This window comes from Winogradskyella arenosi, from assembly GCF_003337305.1.
GTDB classification, from domain to species: Bacteria; Bacteroidota; Bacteroidia; order Flavobacteriales; family Flavobacteriaceae; genus Winogradskyella; species Winogradskyella arenosi.
In genome coordinates, this window is record NZ_QPJO01000006.1 from 142,621 (window position 1) to 165,016 (window position 22,396).

Genomic DNA, 22,396 nt, shown 5'->3' on the forward strand with positions numbered 1-22,396 from the left:
CTGAATTGATTCCGTTGAAGAACGGAACCTTTTATAAAATAAAGATTAGAACTAAACGTATTCAAAATAATGAGCGAAAAAAGAGAAGAATTTAATAAGGATAATTATTCCGCAGATAGTATTCAGGCCCTAGAGGGTATGGAGCACGTGCGTATGCGTCCTTCCATGTATATCGGTGATGTGGGGGTTCGTGGTTTGCACCATTTAGTATATGAAGTTGTAGATAACTCTATTGACGAAGCTTTAGCCGGTCACTGTGATAACATTAGTGTTACTATTAACGAAGATAACTCAATTACTACCGAAGATGATGGACGTGGTATTCCTGTAGATTTACATAAAAAAGAAGGCGTTTCTGCACTTGAGGTTGTGATGACTAAAATTGGAGCCGGTGGTAAATTCGATAAAGATTCTTATAAAGTTTCTGGTGGATTACACGGTGTTGGTGTAAGTTGTGTTAACGCCTTATCAGAGCACTTAAAAGCTACGGTTTATAGAAAAGGTGAAATTTGGGAGCAGGAGTACGAGCGTGGTAAAGCCATGTATCCTGTAAAGAAAGTTGGCGATACGGATAAGAGAGGTACAATTGTAACCTTTAAACCAGATCCAACCATATTTACTCAAACTTTAGAGTATAGTTATGATACCCTTGCGAGTCGTTTACGTGAATTAGCGTACTTAAATAAAGGGATTACCATTCATTTGATTGATAAACGTCATAAAAAAGAAGATGGTGAATATGAAGGTGAAACGTTTCATTCTGAAGAAGGACTTAAAGAATTTATTAAGTTTTTAGATGAAACACGTGAGCCTTTAATGAAAGATGTTATTGCTTTTGAAGGTGAAAAAAATGGCGTTCCTGTTGAGGTAGCCATGGTTTATAATACTTCTTATGCTGAAAATTTACATTCTTATGTAAATAATATTAATACGCATGAAGGAGGAACACACTTATCTGGATTTAGAAGAGGTTTAACACATACCCTTAAAAAGTATGCTGATGAATCTGGAATGTTAGAAAAGTTGAAATTTGATATCTCTGGAGATGATTTCCGTGAAGGATTAACCGCGATTGTTTCAGTAAAAGTTGCTGAACCACAATTTGAGGGGCAAACGAAAACAAAATTAGGAAACCGTGAGGTCTCTGCTTCTGTGAGTCAGGCCGTTTCAGAAATGTTAACGGATTACTTAGAAGAGCATCCTGATGATGCTAAAACCATTGTACAGAAAGTGATTTTAGCCGCTCAAGCCCGTCACGCTGCACAGAAAGCGCGTGAAATGGTGCAACGTAAAACCGTTATGAGTATTGGTGGTTTACCTGGGAAATTATCGGATTGTTCTGAACAAGATCCTGCAAAATGTGAAGTATTCCTTGTCGAGGGAGATTCGGCAGGTGGTACGGCTAAGCAAGGTAGAGATAGAGCCTTTCAAGCGATTCTACCATTAAGAGGTAAGATTCTTAACGTAGAAAAAGCGATGACCCATAAAGTTTTTGAAAACGAAGAAATCAAAAACATTTTTACCGCTTTAGGGGTGACCATCGGAACGGAAGAAGATAGTAAAGCCTTAAACCTTTCAAAATTAAGATACCATAAGGTTGTAATTATGTGTGATGCCGATATTGATGGTAGTCATATTGCCACACTAATTTTGACTTTCTTCTTTAGATATATGAAAGAATTGGTAGAAAACGGATACATCTATATTGCAACACCGCCTTTATATTTAGTTAAAAAAGGAGCGAAAAAACAATATGCATGGTCAGATAAAGAGCGTGATGCTATTTTAGCTGAATTTGGTGATAATGCTAAAATTCAACGTTATAAAGGTCTTGGAGAAATGAATGCGGAGCAATTGTGGGATACAACAATGAATCCAGAATTTAGAACCATGCGTTTAGTACAAATAGAAAATGGTGTAGAGGCAGACCGTGTGTTCTCAATGTTAATGGGAGATGAGGTTCCGCCACGTAGAGAGTTTATTGAAAAGAACGCTATTTATGCTAATATTGATGCCTAAATAGAATATTATAGTTACAAAAAAACGCATATTTAATATGCGTTTTTTTTGCTTAAAAGTCAAAACCTAAGGAGAATTTCCACACTCTATTTCTAGGGTTTCCGTCGTCGTAGATGTCTCCTAGTCCTAAATGATATCTTACACCAAAGCTTACACCGGAGTCCGTTTTAACACCGCCTCCAAAATTCATTCCCCAATCAAAACGATTAGGATTAAACTTTTGTTCGGTATCAAAAAGATTAAAACTACTATCAAATTCTTCTTTATGAGAGATTGCTAAACCAATTTGTGGTCCAGCCTCTAAAAAGAAATTGTTACTAGGATATAACTTTAAAAGTAAAGGCATATTGATATAATCTAATTTCTGTGTGAAGGTGCCACTGTTGTCTTTCACTTCATAACCTTGTTGCGCGTATAAAATTTCAACCTGAAAGGCTAGCTTGTTAGTGGCAAATGATTCACCATAAAAACCAGCATGGAACCCATGACGCTGTCCAGTTTCAGTGTCTCCATCAAAACTTACTGCGGCTAAATTGTAACCAAATTTTAAACCTGCATTAGATTTGTTATTTGCGGTCTGGGCGTCTTGAGCGTAAAGATTAGTAAGCATTGAGAATGCTAATACGAGATAGATATAAGTTGTTTTCATAATGTTATTTTTAATTAAATTTGAGATGATTTTATTTCCCGCCATGGGCTAAAAGGTCATTAAGACAAGCGTTGTCTAATTCAGGTGCAGCGCTCATGTTAATCATGTTTTCTAAACCTGCAGACGATTCTGAAGACCAATACATTAAACAGTTTTCATTATTACAATGTTTGGGGTGAGCCTCATCTTCATGTTCGGTTTCCATTGGGGTGCCTAAGTTTGTAAGTCCAAGGAGGTGGCCAAATTCATGAGTAATCACTGTGGTTTCTAATAATTCCCGATCAGGGTCAAATGGACCGTTGCTTACACTTTGAATACTGTCTTCAAAAAGAACAAAGGAGGAGTTCCAATAAGCGGTACCTAAGACTACATTGGTTTCGGTATTGCTTGAAGCTTGTCCGTCAGAAAAATAGACCCATAAGGTCATTTGATCTTCCGTGTTGTAATGGGTTCGCTCTGCCATTTCAATATCAGCAATATCCTGAATACTATAAGTTTCTAAACCAGGTGAGGCGATACTTCTTTTTTCTACCGTAACACCATCAGGTTTGTAGGTTCTGTTGTTAATAAACGTTATTAAATTACTGATGCTGCTTTGTTGGGGGTCAAAACCTTCAACATAAACCATTTCAATAAGAAGACTTGTATAGGTGTCATCTGATAAAAAGTCATGCGCAGAGGTTCCTACATTTTGTCGGTTGAGGCTAACATTGACATCGTCTGCTTGCCCATCATTGAGCGTGTTTTCTGTAGCACACCCTGTGATTAAGAGTAGTAAAACCGATATTGCTAAAATTTTATAAACCATCGTTATTTGTTTTAATTAAAGCAGCTACCAAAACGGTAGCTGCTTACCATAACCTGTACATTTCACCTGAAGCTTTGGTCTTATATTTGGGCTAAAACCAAAGTGACTGCTCCATTTGTTGTACTTTGTAGGGAAATTGTGCTTTCAGAATATTGGGTAACTTTCCATGTGTCGTTTAAGATTTCAAAATTTGAACTTTGAGAAAACGTTAAGCTAACAAAGATGTCTAATTCAGATGCGACTTCATAGGTGCCGTTTACAGCTTCTACAGTTGCATTCGTGGTGTGTTCAGCTGTTACCGTAAGATCATTAGCAAAGTTTAAAGTGTAGTCGCTAAAATCATTTGCAGTATCTACACCTGCTGTAATAAACGCGTCTATAGTAAATATGCCTTCAACTAAAATTTCCTCTACATCTTCAGCATCATCTTCAGCGTCTTCCATATCATCCTCTATTTCTAAACACTGGTTAATATAACTTTGTAAATCGGCATCCGATGTAATTTCAACAGTGGTATTACTATTTAAAGTTGCTGTAATTGGGTAACTCACGGCAAAGAATTCCGTATCGTCAAAATTGTTCATATACGCATATAGATGTTGTTCAGATTCAATCACAACACTTCCTGTTTGTTCAATATTAGTACTGTAAGTTAGGATGGTAATTGGAAAATCTATGTTTAAACAATTAATGGCATCTTCCGCTTCATCTTCTGCGGTTTCGCAAGCCTCCATTAAAGTCTCAAAATCAGCTTCATTAGTAACAAGAACTTCATTGTAGTTACTAAGCTTTACGGTTAATGGAAATTGAAATTCAATCGTATCTTCATCATCGGTATAGGTTCCAAGAAGCTCTAAAACAAGGCTGTAATCTGAAGCCGTTACTAAAGAAACCTGGGTGTTATTTACCGTTACCGTAGCTGGTAATAAAATAGAAGAGCAAGAGGTGTCGTCTAAAAAGTCATCAAAACTTCCATCGTACATTGCTGAACGCTCTAAATTTTTTGCTGTTGTAGAATTGGCTGTATTGGTATTAGGGTTGTCTCCGGTTTCATCGTTGATTTCATCTTGACAAGACGACAATACCAAAGCGGCCATAAATAATAATGCGGTTAAGAATTTTGAATTTTTCATACTATTGATTTTTGGGTTTAACAAATATAAATTCAAAAGCGTGTTTTTACGCTTTCTATAACTAAGACGTTTAACTTGTAATTTACCCTATGCTTTTTTGCTATTTTTTAAAGTTTTTTATAAAACGTTCATCATTAGGGGATTTAAACTTGATTTTTTTATACTTATTTTTGCCTTTAGATATTTGCCATTCTAATTTATAAGTGACCTTATGTCCAACCTTTGCGAAGAAAAGCATTTTAACGCCTTCTACCTTTCTCATGTAAAGGCGGCTCATAATTTTGCCTTTTATAAATGTGGCGACCAATCTAAATCGTATGATTTGGTGCAGGACGCTTTTGCCAAAATATGGGAGAATTGTTCGCAAATCGATTATAGTAAAGCAAAAACCTACTTGTTTACTACTGTAAATAATCTCTTTTTAAATGTAATGCGCCACCAAAAAGTAGTATTTACTTACGCCAAGGAAGCCCCTTATAGAGACCAAACCAACTTGAACCCTGAATACCTATTAGAGGAAGAGGAGTTTAAAACTAAATTACAAAAGGTTATCGCAAATTTAAGTGCCGAGCAACGCGAAGTGTTTTTACTCAACAGAATAGAAGACAAAAAGTATCGTGAGATTGCAGTGCTCTTAAATATATCTCAAAAAACGGTGGAAAAACGAATGTCTGCAGCCCTAAAAGCAATACGATCTCAGTTAGACGGCATTAAAATTTAAATTTTTTAAGAGGTGCCGTAGGGTAATATAATGTGAAGGTGTCTTAATACTGAATAGCTCTAGATATGACTAAAGAACGTGACATATTAAAATGGTTTAATGACGAAATTTCTAGTGAAGAAATAAAACGTTTGTACCCTGATGAAGATTTTTCAGTATTAGAGAAATCAAGATTCTACACCAAACAATTTAGTCTCCCAGAACTGGATGAAGAGAAGGCACTTGCCGATTTTAAAGCAAGGCAAAAGCAGAATAAACCGTCTAAGGTTGTGTCTCTAACCTTCAAAACCTTTTTTAAGGTTGCTGCGGTTTTAGTTGTGATGTTGGGGCTTTCTTATGCTTTATTCTTTAATGACGCTTCGGTATCGTATAGCACCGAGATAGCACAAACGGAAACCTTTAACTTACCCGATGATTCAGAGGTGATTTTAAATGCAAAATCAGAGCTTAGGTTTAATAAGAAAACCTGGGCGTCAAACCGAAATTTAAATCTAGACGGAGAAGCTTTTTTTAAAGTTACACAAGGTAAGACCTTCACAGTAGAAACTAGTGCTGGAGCTGTTCAGGTTTTAGGTACCGAATTTAATGTTAAAGAACGTGAGGATTATTTTGAAGTGACTTGTTATGAAGGATCGGTAAGCGTCACTCATAATACTAAGAAAACCATATTGACACCAGGGAAAACCTTTAGAGTTGTAAAGGGCGAGGTGATGGCAGTTACAGAGGTTATTGCTAAAAATCCGGCATGGATTATAAAAGAGTCTAACTTTAATAATGTACCGTTGTGGCAGGTTATAGACGAATTAGAAATCCAATATGGTATTACAATTTTAGCAAATGCGGTGGATACGTCTCAATTATATACAGGAAGTTTTACACATAACGATAGAAGTATAGCATTGCAATCGGTAACGATTCCTTTAAAATTAAGCTATAAAATTAAAGGCAATACGGTTGAATTCTACAATTATGAATCGCACTAAATATGTTTCACTTGTTGTTTTGCTTTTTTTGAGTCTTAATGCGGTTGCGCAAATTCAAAAGCAACTGCCATTGGTTCAGCTTCTACAAGATTTAGAAGCTAAGTTTGATGTGAAATTCTCCTACAAATTAGATGATGTTGATAATATTTTAGTTGAAGAACCTGAGGGAAATACAGCTTTAAAAGCTATTATTTCGGCGCTAAATGAAACCACCTTATTAAATTTTAAATTCTTAACGGCACGCTACATAACGATTTCTACCATAGAAAAAACAATTTCAATTTGTGGTGTACTCAAGACAACAGATAACATACCATTGTATGGTGCTTCGGTTTATGTAGAAGGGCAATTAAAAGGGACAGTTACAAATGAAGAAGGCCATTTTAAACTTGAGGCTGTTCCGGTAGACGCAACCATTAAGATGTCATTTTTAGGGTTTAAAACACAAACGCTTTTGGCTAAAACCTTGTGGGCAAAGGACCACTGTGAAACGGTGGTGATGCCTATTGAGAGCGAATGGCTTAATAAAATTGTAATCTCAAAATTTTTAACCACAGGTTTGCAACAACGTATTGAAGGGAGTACCCAATTAAATACGGCAAAATTCGGAATCTTACCCGGACTTACAGAGCCCGATGTATTACAATCTATACAAGCTTTGCCAGGGGTAGAAAGTTTAAATGAAAGTATTGCTCATATCAACGTGCGTGGCGGAACTAATGATCAGAATTTAATGCTATGGGATGGGATAAAAATGTACCACTCGGGGCATTTTTTCGGGCTCATATCGGCCTATAATCCTTATTTAACGGATAAAGTAATTGTAACTAAAAACGGAACGTCCAGTGCTTATAGCGATGGGGTTTCGAGTACAATTAATATGTTCACTAAGGATGAGGTGACTGAGGAATTGTCTGGCGGCTTTGGAGCTAATCTTATTCATGCAGATGCGTTTTTAGAAATTCCTTTTAGTGATAAAATAGCTTTACATATTTCGGGGCGACGTTCGTTTACCGATGTTTTAAATTCCCCAACTTACGATAATTATTTTCAGCGTAGTTTTCAAGATAGTGAGGTGGCTACAAACCCAGATCCAGTTCAAGAACAGCGCAGTGATTCTGAGTTCTATTTTTATGATTATTCCGCAAAATTATTATTTGATTTAAATACGAAGCATCACTTTAGAGCGCATGTTATAGGAATTAGTAATAACTTAGATTATGAGGAAGGGTATACCAATACATCTAATCAAAGTTTGTCTAAAGCAAGCCGTTTAAAACAAGAAAATTTAGGATTCGGTGGGCATTGGGAGGCGCTGTGGAGTGATAAATTTCAAACCAATTTAAGAGCTTATTATAGCCAGTATAATGTTGATGCCACAGATTATCGCTCAGAGACCGATCAGCAATTAATTCAAACAAATGAGGTGTTAGAAACAGGACTAAAGTTTCATGGGCATTTAAAACTTCATGAAAACCTAACCAGTTTTAGTGGCTACCAATTTACAGAAACAGGAATCTTAAACGGAACCTCTGTTAGCAATCCGGCTTATAGTCGTACCAAAAAGGATGTACTTTTAAATCACGCCATGTTTACAGAATTAGAATGGCAATCCAAGCAGTTGTATTTAAGAGGTGGGGTTCGCATGAACTACTTTCAAAAATTCAATAAACTACTCGTAGAACCTCGTCTAAATTTGCGTTACCAATTTCTAAAGGATATAGCGCTTAAGGTGCAAGGCGAATTTAAAAATCAGTCTGCTACACAGATTATAGATTTTCAAGATGATTTTTTAGGTGTTGAAAACCGACGTTGGATTTTAGCTGATGAGCAAAGCATTCCTATTTCAGAAAGTCAACAAGCCGCATTAGGGTTTCAGTATAAAAGGAAAGGATTTGTTGCTGATGTAGAAGGTTTTTATAAAACGGTAGAAGGGATTACCGTTTCTAATCAGGGCTTTTATAACAATTTTCAGTACCTCAATGCTATTGGGAGTTATACTGTGAAAGGAGTAGAGGTACTGTTAAATAAAACAGCCAATCGTTTTAGTACATGGGCAAGTTATACCTATAGTGTAAACAATTATAAATTTGAGACCTTGAATCCGTCTGTTTTTCCTAATAACGCAGATATAAGACACTCCGTTTCCTTTGCTTTCAATTACGACCTTTTTAAAAATTTTAAACTTGCTTTTGGAGGTATTTGGCGATCCGGACAGCCTTATACCACGCCATTAGAGACCAATCAAACGGTACAAAACGGAAATACAACCTACGTGAATTATGATACGCCTAATAATAACAACTTAAGAGATTTTATGCGTTTAGATGCGTCTTTAAATTATAAATTCAAAATTAATGACGCGCTGTATTCTTCAGTAAAAATAGGTGTGCTTAATCTTTTAGATAGAAAGAATGTTATTCAGCAATATTATGAGGTAGACCCTAATAATGAGAATGCTGCAATTGCGATTCAAAACACAGCCTTAGGACTTACACCCAACATCAGTGTGCGTTGTAATTTCTAAAGTAAAAAAACATAATTTTAAACCCCACTACAAATACAGCGATGTGTAATCGCTCATAAAATTGAAACTTATGAAAAGACTAATTCTGTTTACCCTTTTGGGCTTTTTAGCCAATGATCTTAAAGCTCAAAATGATATTGACGTATTTCTTGCTGCCGGTATTGATGATGCGCAGCGTTTTGCTAACGACTATTTAGCACCGGGAACCAATGGTATAATGCATAGTATGAATGCCAATTGGTTTAATTCTGCAGAGGTAAAACCCTTAGGCGGATTTGAAGTGTCGGTTGTTGTGAATGCGGCCTTAATTAATGATGAACACAAGACCTTTAGCTTAGATACGGATACCTATAATAATGTGCAATTTGTTGCAGGGCCAAATGCGCAATTGGTGTCTTCAGTACTCGGAAAAAACGAACCACCGATATTTGTAGAAGTCACTTATGAAGATCCTATTTTCGGTACCCAAACCACAGAGGTAGAATTACCAGAAGGCATTGGTGAAAATAGTGCCAACATGCTACCAACAGCTTTTATTCAAGGAGCCGTGGGACTTGGTAAAGGCGTTGAGCTTAAAGCCCGATTTGTACCCAAAGTTGATACGGATGATGTAAGTTTAAGTATGTACGGCGCAGGGTTACAATTAGAGGTTACGGATTGGCTTCCTACAAGTCAACTATGGCCTGTAGCCTTATCGGGATTAGTCGCCTATAATCATGTGGATGCCTCTTATAATTTAATGGAGTCTTCAGGGATTGATGGAGAAAACCAACGCTTAGAAAATGATACCAATACTTGGTTGTTTCAAGTTATTGCTTCTACAAAATTACCGGTTATTAATGTCTATGGAGGAGTGGGCTTAATTAACGGAACATCAGAGTCTGATTTATTAGGAAGCTATAGAGTTACCAATGGTTTACTGTCTTCCGAGACTATTGTAGATCCTTTTTCTGTGTCTAGCAACGTTAGTTCGGTTAGAGGGACTATAGGTGCAAAATTAAAAGTCGGATTTTTTAGATTAAATGCCGAGTATCATATGTCAGAATACGATGCATTTTCTGTAGGAATCAATTTTGGATTTAGATAATCTAATTTTTTACCCTAATAACATGCAAAAGCACAAGATTTAGACTTGTGCTTTCTTCTTTTAAAGTAATTTTATTTGTAAATTTACAGTGATTTTTAACACTTAATTTTCACATTAAAAAAATATAACAAACATGAAAGTAACAGTAGTTGGTGCAGGTGCCGTAGGAGCAAGTTGTGCAGAGTATATTGCAATTAAAAATTTTGCATCAGAAGTAGTCATCTTAGATATTAAAGAAGGATATGCTGAAGGTAAAGCGATGGACTTAATGCAATGTGCCTCTTTAAATGGTTTTGATACTAAAATCACAGGAAGTACAAATGATTATTCTAAAACTGCAAATAGTGATATTTGTGTTATTACTTCTGGAATTCCTCGTAAGCCAGGGATGACCCGTGAAGAGTTAATTGGAATTAACGCTGGAATTGTAAAAACAGTATCTTCAAGTTTAGTTGAACATTCTCCAAATACAATCATTATTGTGGTAAGTAACCCAATGGATACAATGACGTATTTAGTGCATAAAACAACAGGTTTACCTAAACATAAAATCATCGGAATGGGTGGAGCTTTAGATTCTGCTCGTTTTAAATACAGATTGGCTGAAGCTTTAGAAGCTCCAATTAGCGATGTAGATGGAATGGTAATCGGTGGTCATAGTGATACTGGTATGGTGCCATTAATTTCTCATGCGACTAGAAATAGTATTAAAGTTTCAGAATTCTTATCTGAAGAGCGTTTAGAGCAAGTTGCTGCAGATACTAAAGTTGGTGGAGCAACCTTAACTAAATTGTTAGGGACTTCTGCTTGGTATGCGCCAGGAGCTGCAGTAAGTGGACTTGTTCAGGCTATTGCTTGTGATCAAAAGAAAATTTACCCATGTTCTACCTTATTAGATGGTGAGTACGGTTTATCTGATCTTTGTATTGGTGTACCAGTAGTTTTAGGTAAAAACGGTATCGAAAAAATCGTTGATGTTTCTTTAAGTGATGCAGAAAAAGACCATATGAAAGCAAGTGCTGAAGGTGTTAAAAAAACAAACGCCTTATTAGAGTTATAAGCCTCATATAGATACACAGACTTTAAAAACCTTACCGACATTATTTGTCAGTAAGGTTTTTTGTATAATAAAACTAAATTAAAAAATAACAAGATGAAAAAAATACTATTCTTAAGTGTTGCAATGCTCTTAACAATGAGCTTATTTGCTCAAGAAAAAATTAATGAGGGGATCCTTATTGCAAAGCAAAGCATGTCTAGCGATAATGAGCAGATGAATGCCCAGTTAAAAGCTATGGGAGATACCAATGCAACAACTTATTTTAAAGGTGAAAAATCTAGAAGTGAAACTAGTAGTCCTATGACGGGTGACGTTACTATTATTATTGATGCGGCAGAGCAGCAAATGTTAATGATGATGGACCGTCCGGGGATGGGTAAAAAATACATGCTTCAATCTTTTGCACCTAGTGAAGAAGATTTAAAAAATGTTACGGTTGAAAAAGGAACGGCAACTAAAACGATTTTAGGTTACGAATGTCAACAGTACATAATTGGCATGAAACAAAATGGTCAAGATGTAAAAATGGAAATGTATACCACAGATCAAATTTCTGCAGTAAGCCAAAATACAACGGCTATGGGAGATAAGGTTGAAGGTTTTCCTCTTTATTTTGTAATGACTATGAACCAAATGGGGGCTACTATTGAAGTGACTTCAGAAATTGTAGAAATTAAGAAGACTACAGTTACAGATGAGAAGTTAAGTTTAACACCTCCAGAAGGCTACACTAATATGGGAGGGCTTTAAGAGCATCACTACCAAGACTGTAAATTAAAAATAAGACTGTAGAAATACAGTCTTTATTTTTAGCTATATTTGCGACAATGAAAACCAAATTGCATTTCGGAGTACTACTGTTATTCTTAGCGTTTCTAGGAACGTATATAGAGCAGACCACAGTACCTAACCAGCAAATGGTTGTTCAATTTTCAGATACTAACATTACTTTAGAAGAATCTGAAAACGCCATAACGGCCCTTCAAGAGCAACTCTTAACCTTAGGAGTTACCCATATTCAAATTGGAGAAAATGCACAAGGGCAATTAAAAATCACTTACCACAGTGATCTTGAGATTACAAGGATTCAGCAAGCTATATTTAATGCAGATCACGTTAATGTAGCGTTTCATACCAACCAACACACTTCGCTTCCTTTATCAGAATCTCATGGGGAGAAGCAGTATAAAATTAATATCTCTGAAATTACCACTTCTAATGATGGGAATTGGGATTTTAATGGCCTACAAATTGTAGAGCACAATCAGAAATTTGATCGTTTTTCATATTTTAAAACGCCTAGCTCAGGACTTCAAAATGAGCAAACACCACATAATTACAATCTGCAAACCGTTGTTGTACGCCGTGCGAATACGGCTTGGCTTAGAACCCCAATTTCAGATGTAATTCCAGAGGTCAGGGCAGGCCCCAATGCTTAAATAAGGTTAAGATCCTATCTTAATTTTACATTCACTTCAAGCGCTTTTTTTCAATAAAAAGCCAATAATCAATTTATTAAAAAATATTGTCGGATTATCGTGTAAACTATATATTTGCGCGCTAGTTTCAATAGCTATTGAAATATATTAACAATTCGACATTAAACAAACAATTAACAATGCAAAACAAAGGACTAATTAAGCTTTTTGCGCTTTTATTTGGTTTGGTAAGTATTTATCAATTATCATTTACTTTCAAAGCCGGACAAATAGAAGATGAAGCAGAAGCTGCAGCAATTGCAAAATATGCTGACAATGTAGAGGACTACCAATCAAAACGAAATGCTGAAGAGCTTCGTTATTTAGATTCTCTGAAAACTTCTAAAATTAAAGTAGGGGATACGTTTGAGCCTATTGAAGTTTATAACTTAGGAGTAGCACAATTTACCTACACCGATGTTGAAAACAATGCCATGAACCTTGGTTTAGACCTTAAAGGTGGTATTAACGTTATTCTTCAAATTTCTGTAAGAGACATTTTAAAAGGTTTAGCAAACAACAGTAAAGATCCTGTGTTTAATAAAGCTTTAGATGATGCTGAAGAATTACAAAAAGATTCACAAGATTCTTATTTACAATCGTTCTTTACAGCTTTTGATGCTATTAAAGGGGATACTAAATTAGCATCTCCAGATATTTTTGCTAATCGTACCTTAAGTGAAGAGATTAAATTTGATATGTCTGATGATGAGGTAAAGAGCATCATTGAAACTAAAATAGACGAATCTATTGTTTCTGCGTTTGAAGTTTTACGTAAGCGTATTGATAAATTTGGGGTAACTTCTCCAAACATTCAGCGTTTAGGAAATTCAGGACGTATTCTTTTAGAATTACCTGGAGCTAAAGATATTGAGCGTGTTAAAGATTTAGTAACTAAAACGGCACAATTACAATTCTGGGAAACTTATAAAACTGAGGAAGTTGTTCCTTATTTATTAGAAGTAAACCAAGCTTTAGTTGAAGCGAATAAAAAAGCGGAAACAAAAGAAGAAGGCGATGCTGCAGTAACAGAAGCTCAAGAAGAAGACAATGCTGATGCTATTGATGAATTAACAGGACAAATTGAAACGGATGCAGCAGATGTTGCAGAGGTTAATCCTTTAGGGATTCAAGGTTATGGTAATGGAAATTCTGTAATAGGAATGTTCTTATCTAAGGATAAAGAGTTTGTAATGGAGCAATTAAACGCACCAAAACACAGAGCATCTTTACCAGCAGATATGCGTTATGTAAGATTTGTTTGGGGACTTCAAAATGAAGAGTCTGAATTTTCAGAATTATACGCTATAAAAAGTAATAGAGACGGTGAGCCAGAATTAAATGGTGCTGTTATTACAGATGCAAGACAAGAATATGACCCATTAAATAGACCAGCAGTAAGCATGTCTATGGATGCTAGAGGAGCTAAAATTTGGGAAGAAATGACCAAAAAAGCTTACGAAACTCAAGGTTTTATAGCTATCGTTTTGGATAATGTGGTGTATTCTGCACCAAGTGTAACCTCAGGACCTATTTCTGGAGGAAATTCTCAAATCTCTGGGTCGTTCTCTTTAACAGAGGCAATCGATTTAGCTAACGTTTTAAGAGCCGGTAAATTACCAGCTTCAGCTCAAATTGTACAAGCGGATGAAGTAGGACCATCTTTAGGTCAAGAAGCTATTGATAGCGGAATGCAGTCGTTCCTTATCGCTTTAGTTTTTGTATTACTTTGGATGATTTTTTATTACGGAAAAGCAGGTGGATTTGCTGATGTAGCTTTATTATTAAATATCTTATTAATCTTTGGTGTCTTATCGAGTTTAGGAGCGGTATTAACATTACCTGGTATTGCCGGTATTGTATTAACCATCGGTATGTCGGTAGATGCGAACGTTCTTATATTTGAAAGGATAAAAGAAGAGATTGCAAAAGGTAAAACACAAAAAGAAGCCGTTAAAGACGGATTCTCTAACGCTTTATCTTCAATTTTAGATGCTAACATTACAACAGGATTAACAGCCTTAATCTTATTTGTATTTGGAACAGGACCAATTAAAGGTTTTGCTACAACTTTAATCATTGGTATTTTAACCTCTTTATTTACAGCGATTTTTATTACACGTTTATTAGTAGACTGGTACCTAAATAAAGGTGGAAAATTAGAATTCTCAACAGGATTAACGAAGAACTTATTTACCAACTTAAATATTGAGTTCTTGAAAAAACGTAAGATTGCTTACATTATCTCAGGAGCATTTATTCTTGCGAGTTTAGGATCATTATTTACAACAGGATTAGATCAGGGTATTGACTTTGTTGGGGGTAGAACTTACCAAGTACGTTTTGATAGAGATATGAGTGTAGAAGAAGTGAAAACGGATCTTCATGAAGTTTTTGAAAGTGCTGAGGTAAAAACAATTGGTGGACCAAACCAATTAAAAATATCTACGAAGTACAAGGTAGAAGATAGTTCTATTGAAGCAGATGAAGAGGTGCAAGCCATGTTGTTTGAAACCCTTAGAAAGTACCTTCCAGATGGAATGACGTATGATGAGTTCCGTGACGGTTCAGGAGATAAGAAAATCGGAAAATTATTATCAAGTAAAGTGAGTCCGACGATTGCAGATGATATTAAGAAATCTTCAATTTGGGCGATTTTAGGATCTTTGGTGGTTGTATTCTTATACATCTTATTAAGATTTAAGAAATGGCAATTCTCTTTAGGAGCTGTAGCTGCAGTTTTCCATGATGTATTAATCGTATTAGGAATCTATTCTTTAACATGGAGAATTATGCCATTTAGTATGGAGATTGATCAAACCTTTATTGCGGCGATCTTAACCGTAATTGGTTACTCTCTGAATGATACTGTGGTTGTATTTGATAGAATTAGAGAATACTTTAATGAGAACTATGGTTGGAGTTTTGATACAACTATTAACCGTTCAATTAACAGTACAATTAGTAGAACTTTAAATACCTCTTTAACAACTTTAGTGGTGTTATTAGCAATGTTCTTATTTGGAGCAGATTCGCTTAAAGATTTATTATTTGCATTAATTGTTGGGGTTATAGTTGGTACTTATTCTTCAATTTTTATTGCAACGCCTATTATGTATGATACGGCTAAAAAAGGTAATGCAACAGAAGCACTTAAAAATAAAATAAAAGAAGAGGATGAAGAGGCTTAATCGTCTTGTTATTCTTTTCTGAAACGATTCAGAATGAAAAAAGCCCTTCTTAATTGAAGGGCTTTTTTTTGGTATAAAAACACGAAACTTATATGAAACATTAAAAAAAAGATTGCTTGTATTGTTGTATGATGTCACGGGGTAACATATCAGAACTAAGGAAACTCTTATAATGTCTAAATCTTAAGACGTATAACGGTGTTGAAGAGGTGTAATGTTGAAAAAATAGACGTGCGTATAGGGTTTCCTCTTAAGAGTTAAATCCTGTCAAATAGGCGTATAAGGCATTATGTGGCCCTTATTGTTTTCAGGGTTAAAACTAGGCCATGTTTTAATACACAACGTATTGTGTGCTAGTTTTTCAAAAGGATTATTAAAAGGGATTTAGCGCTGAAGTGTATCTATTGAGAGTCAATAGATTTACGGGTATAAACAAATCTTATAAAAGGTCAAAATCAATACGGTCACCGATCTGTATGCCCCAAGTGTCAGAAAGCCCGCCGTTAATTTCTAAGACATAAGTGGCAGGTGCTTCCGATGGGAGAGAAGTAAGATCCATAGGTTGGGCTTGCTTTTGAATACTTACAATCCTGTTCGCCTTATTGATGTAAATGATGTCTAATGGAATTTTAGTATTCTTCATATAGAAATTGCGCATCTGCTCATCAGGAAATATAAATAACATCCCCTGATTCGTTTCTAAGCTTGTTCTATACATTAAGCCGGTTTGTATGCTGTAATCGTCATCAGCAACTTCAATAGTAAGGGTTTTGATGACCTCTGCCGTTTCGGCTTTTTTTAAATGTAATGTGCCCTCCTTTTTAAAACTCACCACTACCTTATCGGTTTTGGTACGTTGCTGTTCTTCTTTACAAGAGGCCAATGTACCCAACACGATGAGAAGGATAAGCGTTTTAATAAATGAGGACGAACGCATTAGTTCAATTTTGTTTTTGGCTTATACATAAACATAAAATACAGGCCAATAAGGATAAAAGGAATACTTAACCATTGTCCGGTGTTTAAAGCCCAATCGGCACGTTCTACATTCTGTGCTTCTTTAACAAACTCAACGAAAAATCTTACCGTCCAAAGTAACACTAAAAATAAGCCGAATAAAAAACCTTGTTGTTCCGATTTTTTGGTTTTCCAATAGAAGTAAAATAATATGATAAATACAAAGACATAACAGAAAGCCTCATACAATTGTGCTGGATGTCTAGGGGCGGTTTCTCCAAGTTGTTTAAAGACTACACCAAAATCATTACCGGTATATTTTCCTATAATTTCTGAATTGATAAAGTTTCCAATTCGTACAAAGACGGCACCTAGTGCAACGGGTACTACTACACGGTCTAAAATCCAAAGGACAGATTTGTGCAATACTTTTTTATTATAGAGGTACATAGAAATGATCATGGCAATGGCAGCACCATGACTGGCTAAACCTTGAAATCCTGTGAATTCTACCCCTCCTTTAAATTTAAACGGTAAAAAGATACTGAAGAAGTCTTCAGAAATAAGTTCGGGTTGGTAAAAAATAACGTGGCCCAATCGAGCTCCAAGCATAATACCAACTACCGAGTAAATAAATAAAGAATCTAGAGCCTCATCCGATTGCCCTTCATTTTTATAAATACGTTTTGTAATATAAAAGCCTAAAATAAAAGCAGTAATCCACATTAGGCTATAAAAGTGAAGCTTAAAAAATCCTAAATCAATAAATTTTATAGGATCCCAATCAATCGATAATAAAAACATAGATATTCTATTTATTCGGTAAATATAATATTTTGGAAGGGATTGAAAATGACATTAACGTAATATTAATCCTCTTTTGGTGGCACAGGATCAAAACCTTTACCACCCCAAGGATGACAACTAAAAATCCGTTTAATAGCCAAACATCCGCCCTTAAAAAAACCATGAACTTCTAAGGCTTCTTTAGCATAATGCGAGCAGGTGGGGTGGTAACGACAAGTCGCAGGTGTAAAGGGTGAAATAGCAGTTTGATACACCTTTATTAAAAACAGAAAAGGATAGGTCAACAGCTTTTTCACAATTTAATTGGTTGTAAAAGTGGTTCCTTCTCTACTGTCGTTTAGTTGAATTCCGGCTTGGGCCAAATCATCTCTAATTTTATCCGATAGCGCAAAATCCTTATTTAAACGGGCTTCTTTTCTTAAGTTAATTAAAATCTCAACCGCACTTGTTAGTTTATCGCTTCCTACTTGATCTTTAGAAATGTTTACAAGTCCTAAGATGTTAAAAACAAAGGTGTTAAGTGTACTTTGTAAAAGCTCTAAATCTTCAGAAGTGATTGTAGCGCTCCCATCTTTAATCTGGTTAATAAACTTAACTGCCTCAAATAATGTGGCGATTAAAATTGGGGTGTTAAAATCGTCATTCATAGCATCGTAACATTTCTGCTTCCATGCTTGTACGTCTAAAGACGATGTTTTTGAAGGTTTTAAATTAGGAATAAGACTAATAGCGTCCATTAATCTGTGAAATCCTTTTTCAGCAGCAGCTAAGCCGTCATCAGTTAAATCTAAGACACTTCTGTAAGAGGCTTGCATGATAAAGAAACGAATAACACTTGGGTTGTAAGCCTTAGACATAATATCGTTATCACCAGAAAGTAATTCCGCAGGGTTAATATAATTACCTGTAGACTTACTCATACGTGCACCATTAAGCTCTAACATATTGGCATGCATCCAATATTTTACGGGGATTTGACCTTTAGCGGCTTGGTTTTGTGCAATTTCACATTCGTGATGTGGGAATTTTAAATCCATTCCACCACCATGAATATCAAAGAAATCACCAAGATATTTAGTGCTCATTGCTGTACATTCTAAATGCCATCCCGGAAATCCATCACTCCAAGGTGAAGGCCATCTCATAATGTGGGTAGGCTCAGCTTTTTTCCAAAGCGCAAAGTCTTGTGGGTTTTTCTTGTCGCTTTGCCCGTCTAATGCTCTAGTATTATGGATTAAGTCCTCTAACTTACGTTTGCTTAAGATCCCATATGTATTTGAGGTGTTGTATTTATGCACATCAAAATAAACGGAGCCGTTAACAATATAACCAAAGCCATTGTCTATTATAGATTGAATTAATTCTATTTGTTCTATAATATGTCCCGTAGCCGTAGGTTCAATACTTGGAGGTAGAAAATTAAACGTGTTTAAGACATTATGAAAATCTACGGTATAACGTTGCACAATTTCCATAGGTTCTATGGCTTCTAATCGTGCTTTTTTAGTAATTTTATCTTCACCAGCATCAGCATCATTCTCTAAATGCCCAGCATCAGTAATATTACGGACATAGCGTACCTTATAACCTAAGTGCTTTAAATAACGAAATATCATGTCGAAAGACATAAAGGTTCTTACATTACCTAAATGAACATTACTATAAACTGTAGGGCCACAAACATACATTCCAACATAACCTTCCGTTATAGGTTCAAAAATTTCTTTTTCACTAGTAAGTGTGTTATAGAGTTTTAAAGATTGTGTTTGGTACAAAGGCATATTTAGAGGTAGATAAAATGAATCAATAAATTAATTAACGGTATTTGGGCTATTAAAACTTGGTTTCAAGTTTAATATATTCTAAAAGTTCTCTTCGGGTATTGGTTTCATTGAATTTTCCACCAAATTCAGAAGTAACAGTGCTGCTTTCAATATCTCTAATTCCACGAGAGTTAACGCAAAGGTGCTTGGCGTCAATAATACAAGCTACATCATCTGTGCCTAAAACTTCTTGAAGTTCCTTAACGATTTGTATGGTAAGACGTTCTTGTACTTGTGGGCGTTTGGCATAGTAATCTACAATTCTATTCATCTTAGATAAACCTACTACGGTACCATTAGAGATATAAGCAATATGCGCCCGACCAACTATAGGTAGTAAGTGATGCTCACAGGTTGAGTACACCGTAATGTTTTTTTCAACCAACATTTCACCGTACTTATATTTATTGTCAAAGGTAGAAGCGTTTGGTTTTTTTTGCGGATCTAAGCCACCAAAGATTTCATTTACAAACATTTTAGCTACACGGTTTGGTGTGCCTTTTAGACTGTCGTCATTCAAATCGAGTCCTAAAGTTTCTAAAATATGAGTTACATCAGCCTTTATACTGTCTATTTTTTCCGCATTAGAAAGCTTAAAAGCATCCGCTCTTAATGGGGTGTCGCTAGAGGTGCCAATATGGTCGTCACCTATAGCATCAACGTCGTTAAAATCACTTTCGATTTTCATTATAAAATTATTGTTATCAGTTTTTAAAAAACGAGTCGCAAAGATAAGCAATAAAAATAGGATGTATAAGGTAGGAGTTTTATAATTACAGCTGTTATATAAGTAAAAGTGTTAAATCCCCGATATTATTGATGAAATAACAATTCAATTCCTTAATTTTCGAGATTAAATTAAATAATAATTCATGAAATTAAAATTACTCCCTCTAGCTACTTTGCTGTTCTTTAGTATTTTTCTATTCGGTCAGGATAGCAAAAAAAATGAAATTAATTATCCAGATAATGTAAATGCGCCTTTATCAAAGAACGAAAGGGCAATGATTGATGAAGTTTATAAGGATCAAGCAGATTCAAAAGTTTATAATAATGCTACATTTCTTAAGGATATAAAACATCTTTTAAGAAACAGAATTTTAATTTATAAGGATGAGAATCCTAAAACTCAAAAAGGGAAGCAACTGTCTCAAGTACCACTTTTCGATTCTTATAATAAGAATCTTAAACGCGATGTGGATTTTAAAGTAAACAATTTTAATCCTCTAAAATATCAATTAGATTTCTTTTCTAAAGGAACCTATGTATATAAGGTGGATAACACCAATTATTTTATTCAGGTGACTTCACAATACAGAAAACTTTAAGAGAATAGCAATCTATAGCTGATTATAATGAAAAATTTTTTACTTGTACTTACACTTATAGCAACTCAAATAGGGTTGTCTCAAGACATTTTTATGTCAGACGGAACTTATAACCAATGTAGCGGGATGTTCTATGACTCTGGAACACAATATGCTAATTATAGTTCAAATGAAGATTATGTAACCACAATATGTGCTGATGTTGCAGGAAATTCTACGGTGTTAGATTTTTCGACATTTTTCTTTATCGGTACAGATGGTGACGAATTAAAAATTTACGATGGTGATGATACTACAGCCCCTTTAATAGGGACATATACCGGTGGTAATAACCCAGGTGTTGTCTTAGCTTCTGATACCAACACTACGGGATGTTTAACCATTTCATTTATTTCTAATGGCTCAGGAACACAGCCAGGATGGGAAGCAAGTATTGGGTGCTTTACACCTTGTCAGACCATTACGGCTTCTATAGATAACGTAGATCCTGTTCCTGTAGCTGGAACGTTAGATGTAGATCCAGGTGATTTAATTACGTTTGAAGGTAGTGCTACCTTTTCAGAGGGTGACGATGTTGGTGCCACTTATGTGTGGGATTTTGGAAATGGAGATACGCTTGAAGGCCTTAATGTAAATTACGCTTATGCTGTACCAGGAACCTATACCGTAACTTTTACCGTGACAGATACTAATCCTTTAGGCTGTTCTGGTTCGGACAATTCTGTGATAGTTAATGTCTTAGATAATGATGCTTGTATTGGAGCCTTACCAATTTGTGATGGTATTGTGGATGTCCCTTCACCAGTAGGATCGGGAAGTGCAGAAGGGGGAATAGATTATAGCTGTTTAGCGTCTCAACCTAACCCAAGATGGTACTTTATACAAACAGGAGATCAACAGGGGAATATTGAGCTGACTTTAACCCAATCTACAGGTCAAAACGGAACAGGGTCTTTAATTGATGTCGATTTTATTATTTGGGGACCTTTCAGTGAACCGCAATGTGGAACATCGAACTTAAATTCGGCAACGCAACAGGATTGTAGTTACTCAAGTTCAGGAGAGGAAGATATCTTTGTGCCTAATGCACCTGCAAACTCCTATTTTGTTTTGTTAATTACCAACTTTAGTAATTCCCCAGGATATATTAACCTTGAAAATACAAATCCAGATCCGGCAATGGCCTTAAACTGTGACATTATTTGTCAGGTAGATTTGGGAGAAGATCAAGAAATATGTAGTGGAGGAAGTTACGAAATTATAGCGAATACCACAGGGGCTTTTAACACCTTTGAATGGCAATTAGATGGCGTAACTATTCCTGGTGCAACGTCTTCATCTTTAACAGTGACGGAATCAGGTACCTATACGTTGTTAGCGGAAGGCTTTGATGCGGTTTATGGAGATCCATGTAGTGCGAGTGATGAGGTTGTAATTTCTATAGCGGAGGCCTTTAATGTTAATGATATCTCTATCTCAGAGTGTAGTCAAACAACAACTTTCGATTTTAATTTAGAAAATGAAATTCCATTTATTTTAGATCCTTTAGCGGTTGATGATTATGTAGTTTCTTTCCATAATAGTCAATTGGATGCTGAAAATGATGTTACTGCAATTACAAACCCAACAGCGTACAGTGGAACAAATGGTGAAGTGATCTACGTTAGAGTAGAAGCGGATGGAGCAGCAGGATGTTATTCTTTGGCGACCATAACTCTTGCAATTACTTCAGCCCCAACCATCAACGCAGTGTCTAATTTAGAGCTTTGTGATGATGATTCTAACGATGGAATCGGCGAGTTTATGCTAAGTGACCAAACTGCAA

At 35.6% G+C, this 22,396-nt stretch carries 19 protein-coding genes; 11 read left to right on the forward strand and 8 right to left on the reverse strand.

Annotated features, from left to right (window positions below; translation table 11 throughout):
• Window positions 1-69 precede the first annotated feature (69 nt).
• The gene (gene gyrB, locus DFQ08_RS15395; RefSeq protein ID WP_114310935.1) at window positions 70-2,019 is read left to right on the forward strand and encodes a DNA topoisomerase (ATP-hydrolyzing) subunit B; all 1,950 of its coding nucleotides are present in this window, start codon (window positions 70-72) and stop codon (window positions 2,017-2,019) included.
• 52 nt (window positions 2,020-2,071) lie between these two features.
• Here the strand turns inward: gyrB and DFQ08_RS15400 are convergent, their stop codons facing one another.
• The 3 genes from DFQ08_RS15400 to DFQ08_RS15410 form a co-directional block, all read right to left on the reverse strand.
• Window positions 2,072-2,668, reverse strand: a complete 597-nt coding sequence (locus DFQ08_RS15400) for a porin family protein (RefSeq protein ID WP_114310956.1) — start codon at window positions 2,666-2,668, stop codon at window positions 2,072-2,074.
• A gap of 31 nt (window positions 2,669-2,699) precedes the next feature.
• Window positions 2,700-3,476 carry a membrane metalloprotease gene (locus DFQ08_RS15405; protein ID WP_114310936.1) on the reverse strand — a complete coding sequence of 259 codons (777 nt, stop codon included), beginning with the start codon at window positions 3,474-3,476 and terminating at the stop codon, window positions 2,700-2,702.
• Window positions 3,477-3,556: 80 nt separating this feature from the next.
• Window positions 3,557-4,609, reverse strand: a complete 1,053-nt coding sequence (locus DFQ08_RS15410) for a hypothetical protein (RefSeq protein ID WP_114310937.1) — start codon at window positions 4,607-4,609, stop codon at window positions 3,557-3,559.
• Between the two features lie 211 nt (window positions 4,610-4,820).
• Between DFQ08_RS15410 and DFQ08_RS15415 the strand changes: the two genes are divergently transcribed.
• The 8 genes from DFQ08_RS15415 to secDF all read left to right on the forward strand — a co-directional run bounded on the left by DFQ08_RS15415 (window position 4,821) and on the right by secDF (window position 15,656).
• Window positions 4,821-5,330, forward strand: a complete 510-nt coding sequence (locus DFQ08_RS15415; protein ID WP_114310938.1) for an RNA polymerase sigma factor — start codon at window positions 4,821-4,823, stop codon at window positions 5,328-5,330.
• Window positions 5,331-5,395: 65 nt separating this feature from the next.
• Window positions 5,396-6,313, forward strand: a complete 918-nt coding sequence (locus DFQ08_RS15420; RefSeq protein WP_114310939.1) for a FecR family protein — start codon at window positions 5,396-5,398, stop codon at window positions 6,311-6,313.
• Window positions 6,300-8,840, forward strand: coding sequence for a TonB-dependent receptor (locus DFQ08_RS15425; RefSeq protein WP_114310957.1), 2,541 nt, complete (start codon window positions 6,300-6,302; stop codon window positions 8,838-8,840). Before DFQ08_RS15420 ends, DFQ08_RS15425 begins: the two co-directional genes overlap by 14 nt.
• Before the next feature lie 70 nt (window positions 8,841-8,910).
• Complete coding sequence (locus DFQ08_RS15430; protein ID WP_114310940.1) at window positions 8,911-9,927, forward strand: DUF6588 family protein; 1,017 nt, start codon at window positions 8,911-8,913, stop codon at window positions 9,925-9,927.
• A gap of 133 nt (window positions 9,928-10,060) precedes the next feature.
• Window positions 10,061-10,987 carry a malate dehydrogenase gene (gene mdh / locus DFQ08_RS15435; RefSeq protein WP_114310941.1) on the forward strand — a complete coding sequence of 309 codons (927 nt, stop codon included), beginning with the start codon at window positions 10,061-10,063 and terminating at the stop codon, window positions 10,985-10,987.
• 93 nt (window positions 10,988-11,080) lie between these two features.
• On the forward strand, window positions 11,081-11,737 hold the full coding sequence (locus DFQ08_RS15440) for a DUF4412 domain-containing protein (protein ID WP_114310942.1): 657 nt from the start codon (window positions 11,081-11,083) through the stop codon (window positions 11,735-11,737).
• Window positions 11,738-11,814: 77 nt separating this feature from the next.
• The gene (locus tag DFQ08_RS15445; RefSeq protein ID WP_114310943.1) at window positions 11,815-12,426 is read left to right on the forward strand and encodes a hypothetical protein; all 612 of its coding nucleotides are present in this window, start codon (window positions 11,815-11,817) and stop codon (window positions 12,424-12,426) included.
• Window positions 12,427-12,605: 179 nt separating this feature from the next.
• Entirely contained in the window at window positions 12,606-15,656 is a 3,051-nt protein-coding gene (secDF, locus tag DFQ08_RS15450; protein WP_114310944.1) for a protein translocase subunit SecDF, read from the forward strand.
• 439 nt (window positions 15,657-16,095) lie between these two features.
• Here secDF and DFQ08_RS15455 read toward each other — a convergent pair whose 3' ends face one another.
• The 5 genes from DFQ08_RS15455 to folE all read right to left on the reverse strand — a co-directional run bounded on the left by DFQ08_RS15455 (window position 16,096) and on the right by folE (window position 19,931).
• Window positions 16,096-16,593, reverse strand: a complete 498-nt coding sequence (locus DFQ08_RS15455) for a DUF192 domain-containing protein (protein WP_114310945.1) — start codon at window positions 16,591-16,593, stop codon at window positions 16,096-16,098.
• Window positions 16,593-17,417 carry a prolipoprotein diacylglyceryl transferase gene (lgt, locus tag DFQ08_RS15460; RefSeq protein WP_114310946.1) on the reverse strand — a complete coding sequence of 275 codons (825 nt, stop codon included), beginning with the start codon at window positions 17,415-17,417 and terminating at the stop codon, window positions 16,593-16,595. Before lgt ends, DFQ08_RS15455 begins: the two co-directional genes overlap by 1 nt.
• Before the next feature lie 65 nt (window positions 17,418-17,482).
• The gene (gene yidD / locus DFQ08_RS15465) at window positions 17,483-17,716 is read right to left on the reverse strand and encodes a membrane protein insertion efficiency factor YidD (RefSeq protein ID WP_114310947.1); all 234 of its coding nucleotides are present in this window, start codon (window positions 17,714-17,716) and stop codon (window positions 17,483-17,485) included.
• A gap of 3 nt (window positions 17,717-17,719) precedes the next feature.
• On the reverse strand, window positions 17,720-19,201 hold the full coding sequence (gene cysS, locus DFQ08_RS15470) for a cysteine--tRNA ligase (protein ID WP_114310948.1): 1,482 nt from the start codon (window positions 19,199-19,201) through the stop codon (window positions 17,720-17,722).
• A gap of 52 nt (window positions 19,202-19,253) precedes the next feature.
• Window positions 19,254-19,931 carry a GTP cyclohydrolase I FolE gene (gene folE, locus DFQ08_RS15475; RefSeq protein ID WP_114310949.1) on the reverse strand — a complete coding sequence of 226 codons (678 nt, stop codon included), beginning with the start codon at window positions 19,929-19,931 and terminating at the stop codon, window positions 19,254-19,256.
• A 184-nt stretch (window positions 19,932-20,115) separates the two neighbouring features.
• Between folE and DFQ08_RS15480 the strand changes: the two genes are divergently transcribed.
• Window positions 20,116-20,571 (forward strand): hypothetical protein, encoded by a 456-nt coding sequence (locus tag DFQ08_RS15480; RefSeq protein ID WP_114310950.1) that lies wholly within the window; start codon window positions 20,116-20,118, stop codon window positions 20,569-20,571.
• Between the two features lie 27 nt (window positions 20,572-20,598).
• Window positions 20,599-22,396: PKD domain-containing protein (locus DFQ08_RS15485; RefSeq protein ID WP_114310951.1), on the forward strand; the 1,798-nt coding region annotated here is incomplete at its 3' end.

What these genes read in the sequence shown, in the direction of transcription:
- gyrB (WP_114310935.1), top strand. Translation starts at nt 70, where the DNA reads ATGAGCGAAAAAAGAGAAGAATTTAATAAGGATAATTATTCCGCAGAT.
- DFQ08_RS15400 (WP_114310956.1), bottom strand. Translation starts at nt 2,668, where the DNA reads ATGAAAACAACTTATATCTATCTCGTATTAGCATTCTCAATGCTTACT.
- DFQ08_RS15405 (WP_114310936.1), bottom strand. Translation starts at nt 3,476, where the DNA reads ATGGTTTATAAAATTTTAGCAATATCGGTTTTACTACTCTTAATCACA.
- DFQ08_RS15410 (WP_114310937.1), bottom strand. Translation starts at nt 4,609, where the DNA reads ATGAAAAATTCAAAATTCTTAACCGCATTATTATTTATGGCCGCTTTG.
- DFQ08_RS15415 (WP_114310938.1), top strand. Translation starts at nt 4,821, where the DNA reads ATGTCCAACCTTTGCGAAGAAAAGCATTTTAACGCCTTCTACCTTTCT.
- DFQ08_RS15420 (WP_114310939.1), top strand. Translation starts at nt 5,396, where the DNA reads ATGACTAAAGAACGTGACATATTAAAATGGTTTAATGACGAAATTTCT.
- DFQ08_RS15425 (WP_114310957.1), top strand. Translation starts at nt 6,300, where the DNA reads ATGAATCGCACTAAATATGTTTCACTTGTTGTTTTGCTTTTTTTGAGT.
- DFQ08_RS15430 (WP_114310940.1), top strand. Translation starts at nt 8,911, where the DNA reads ATGAAAAGACTAATTCTGTTTACCCTTTTGGGCTTTTTAGCCAATGAT.
- mdh (WP_114310941.1), top strand. Translation starts at nt 10,061, where the DNA reads ATGAAAGTAACAGTAGTTGGTGCAGGTGCCGTAGGAGCAAGTTGTGCA.
- DFQ08_RS15440 (WP_114310942.1), top strand. Translation starts at nt 11,081, where the DNA reads ATGAAAAAAATACTATTCTTAAGTGTTGCAATGCTCTTAACAATGAGC.
- DFQ08_RS15445 (WP_114310943.1), top strand. Translation starts at nt 11,815, where the DNA reads ATGAAAACCAAATTGCATTTCGGAGTACTACTGTTATTCTTAGCGTTT.
- secDF (WP_114310944.1), top strand. Translation starts at nt 12,606, where the DNA reads ATGCAAAACAAAGGACTAATTAAGCTTTTTGCGCTTTTATTTGGTTTG.
- DFQ08_RS15455 (WP_114310945.1), bottom strand. Translation starts at nt 16,593, where the DNA reads ATGCGTTCGTCCTCATTTATTAAAACGCTTATCCTTCTCATCGTGTTG.
- lgt (WP_114310946.1), bottom strand. Translation starts at nt 17,417, where the DNA reads ATGTTTTTATTATCGATTGATTGGGATCCTATAAAATTTATTGATTTA.
- cysS (WP_114310948.1), bottom strand. Translation starts at nt 19,201, where the DNA reads ATGCCTTTGTACCAAACACAATCTTTAAAACTCTATAACACACTTACT.
- folE (WP_114310949.1), bottom strand. Translation starts at nt 19,931, where the DNA reads ATGAAAATCGAAAGTGATTTTAACGACGTTGATGCTATAGGTGACGAC.
- DFQ08_RS15480 (WP_114310950.1), top strand. Translation starts at nt 20,116, where the DNA reads ATGAAATTAAAATTACTCCCTCTAGCTACTTTGCTGTTCTTTAGTATT.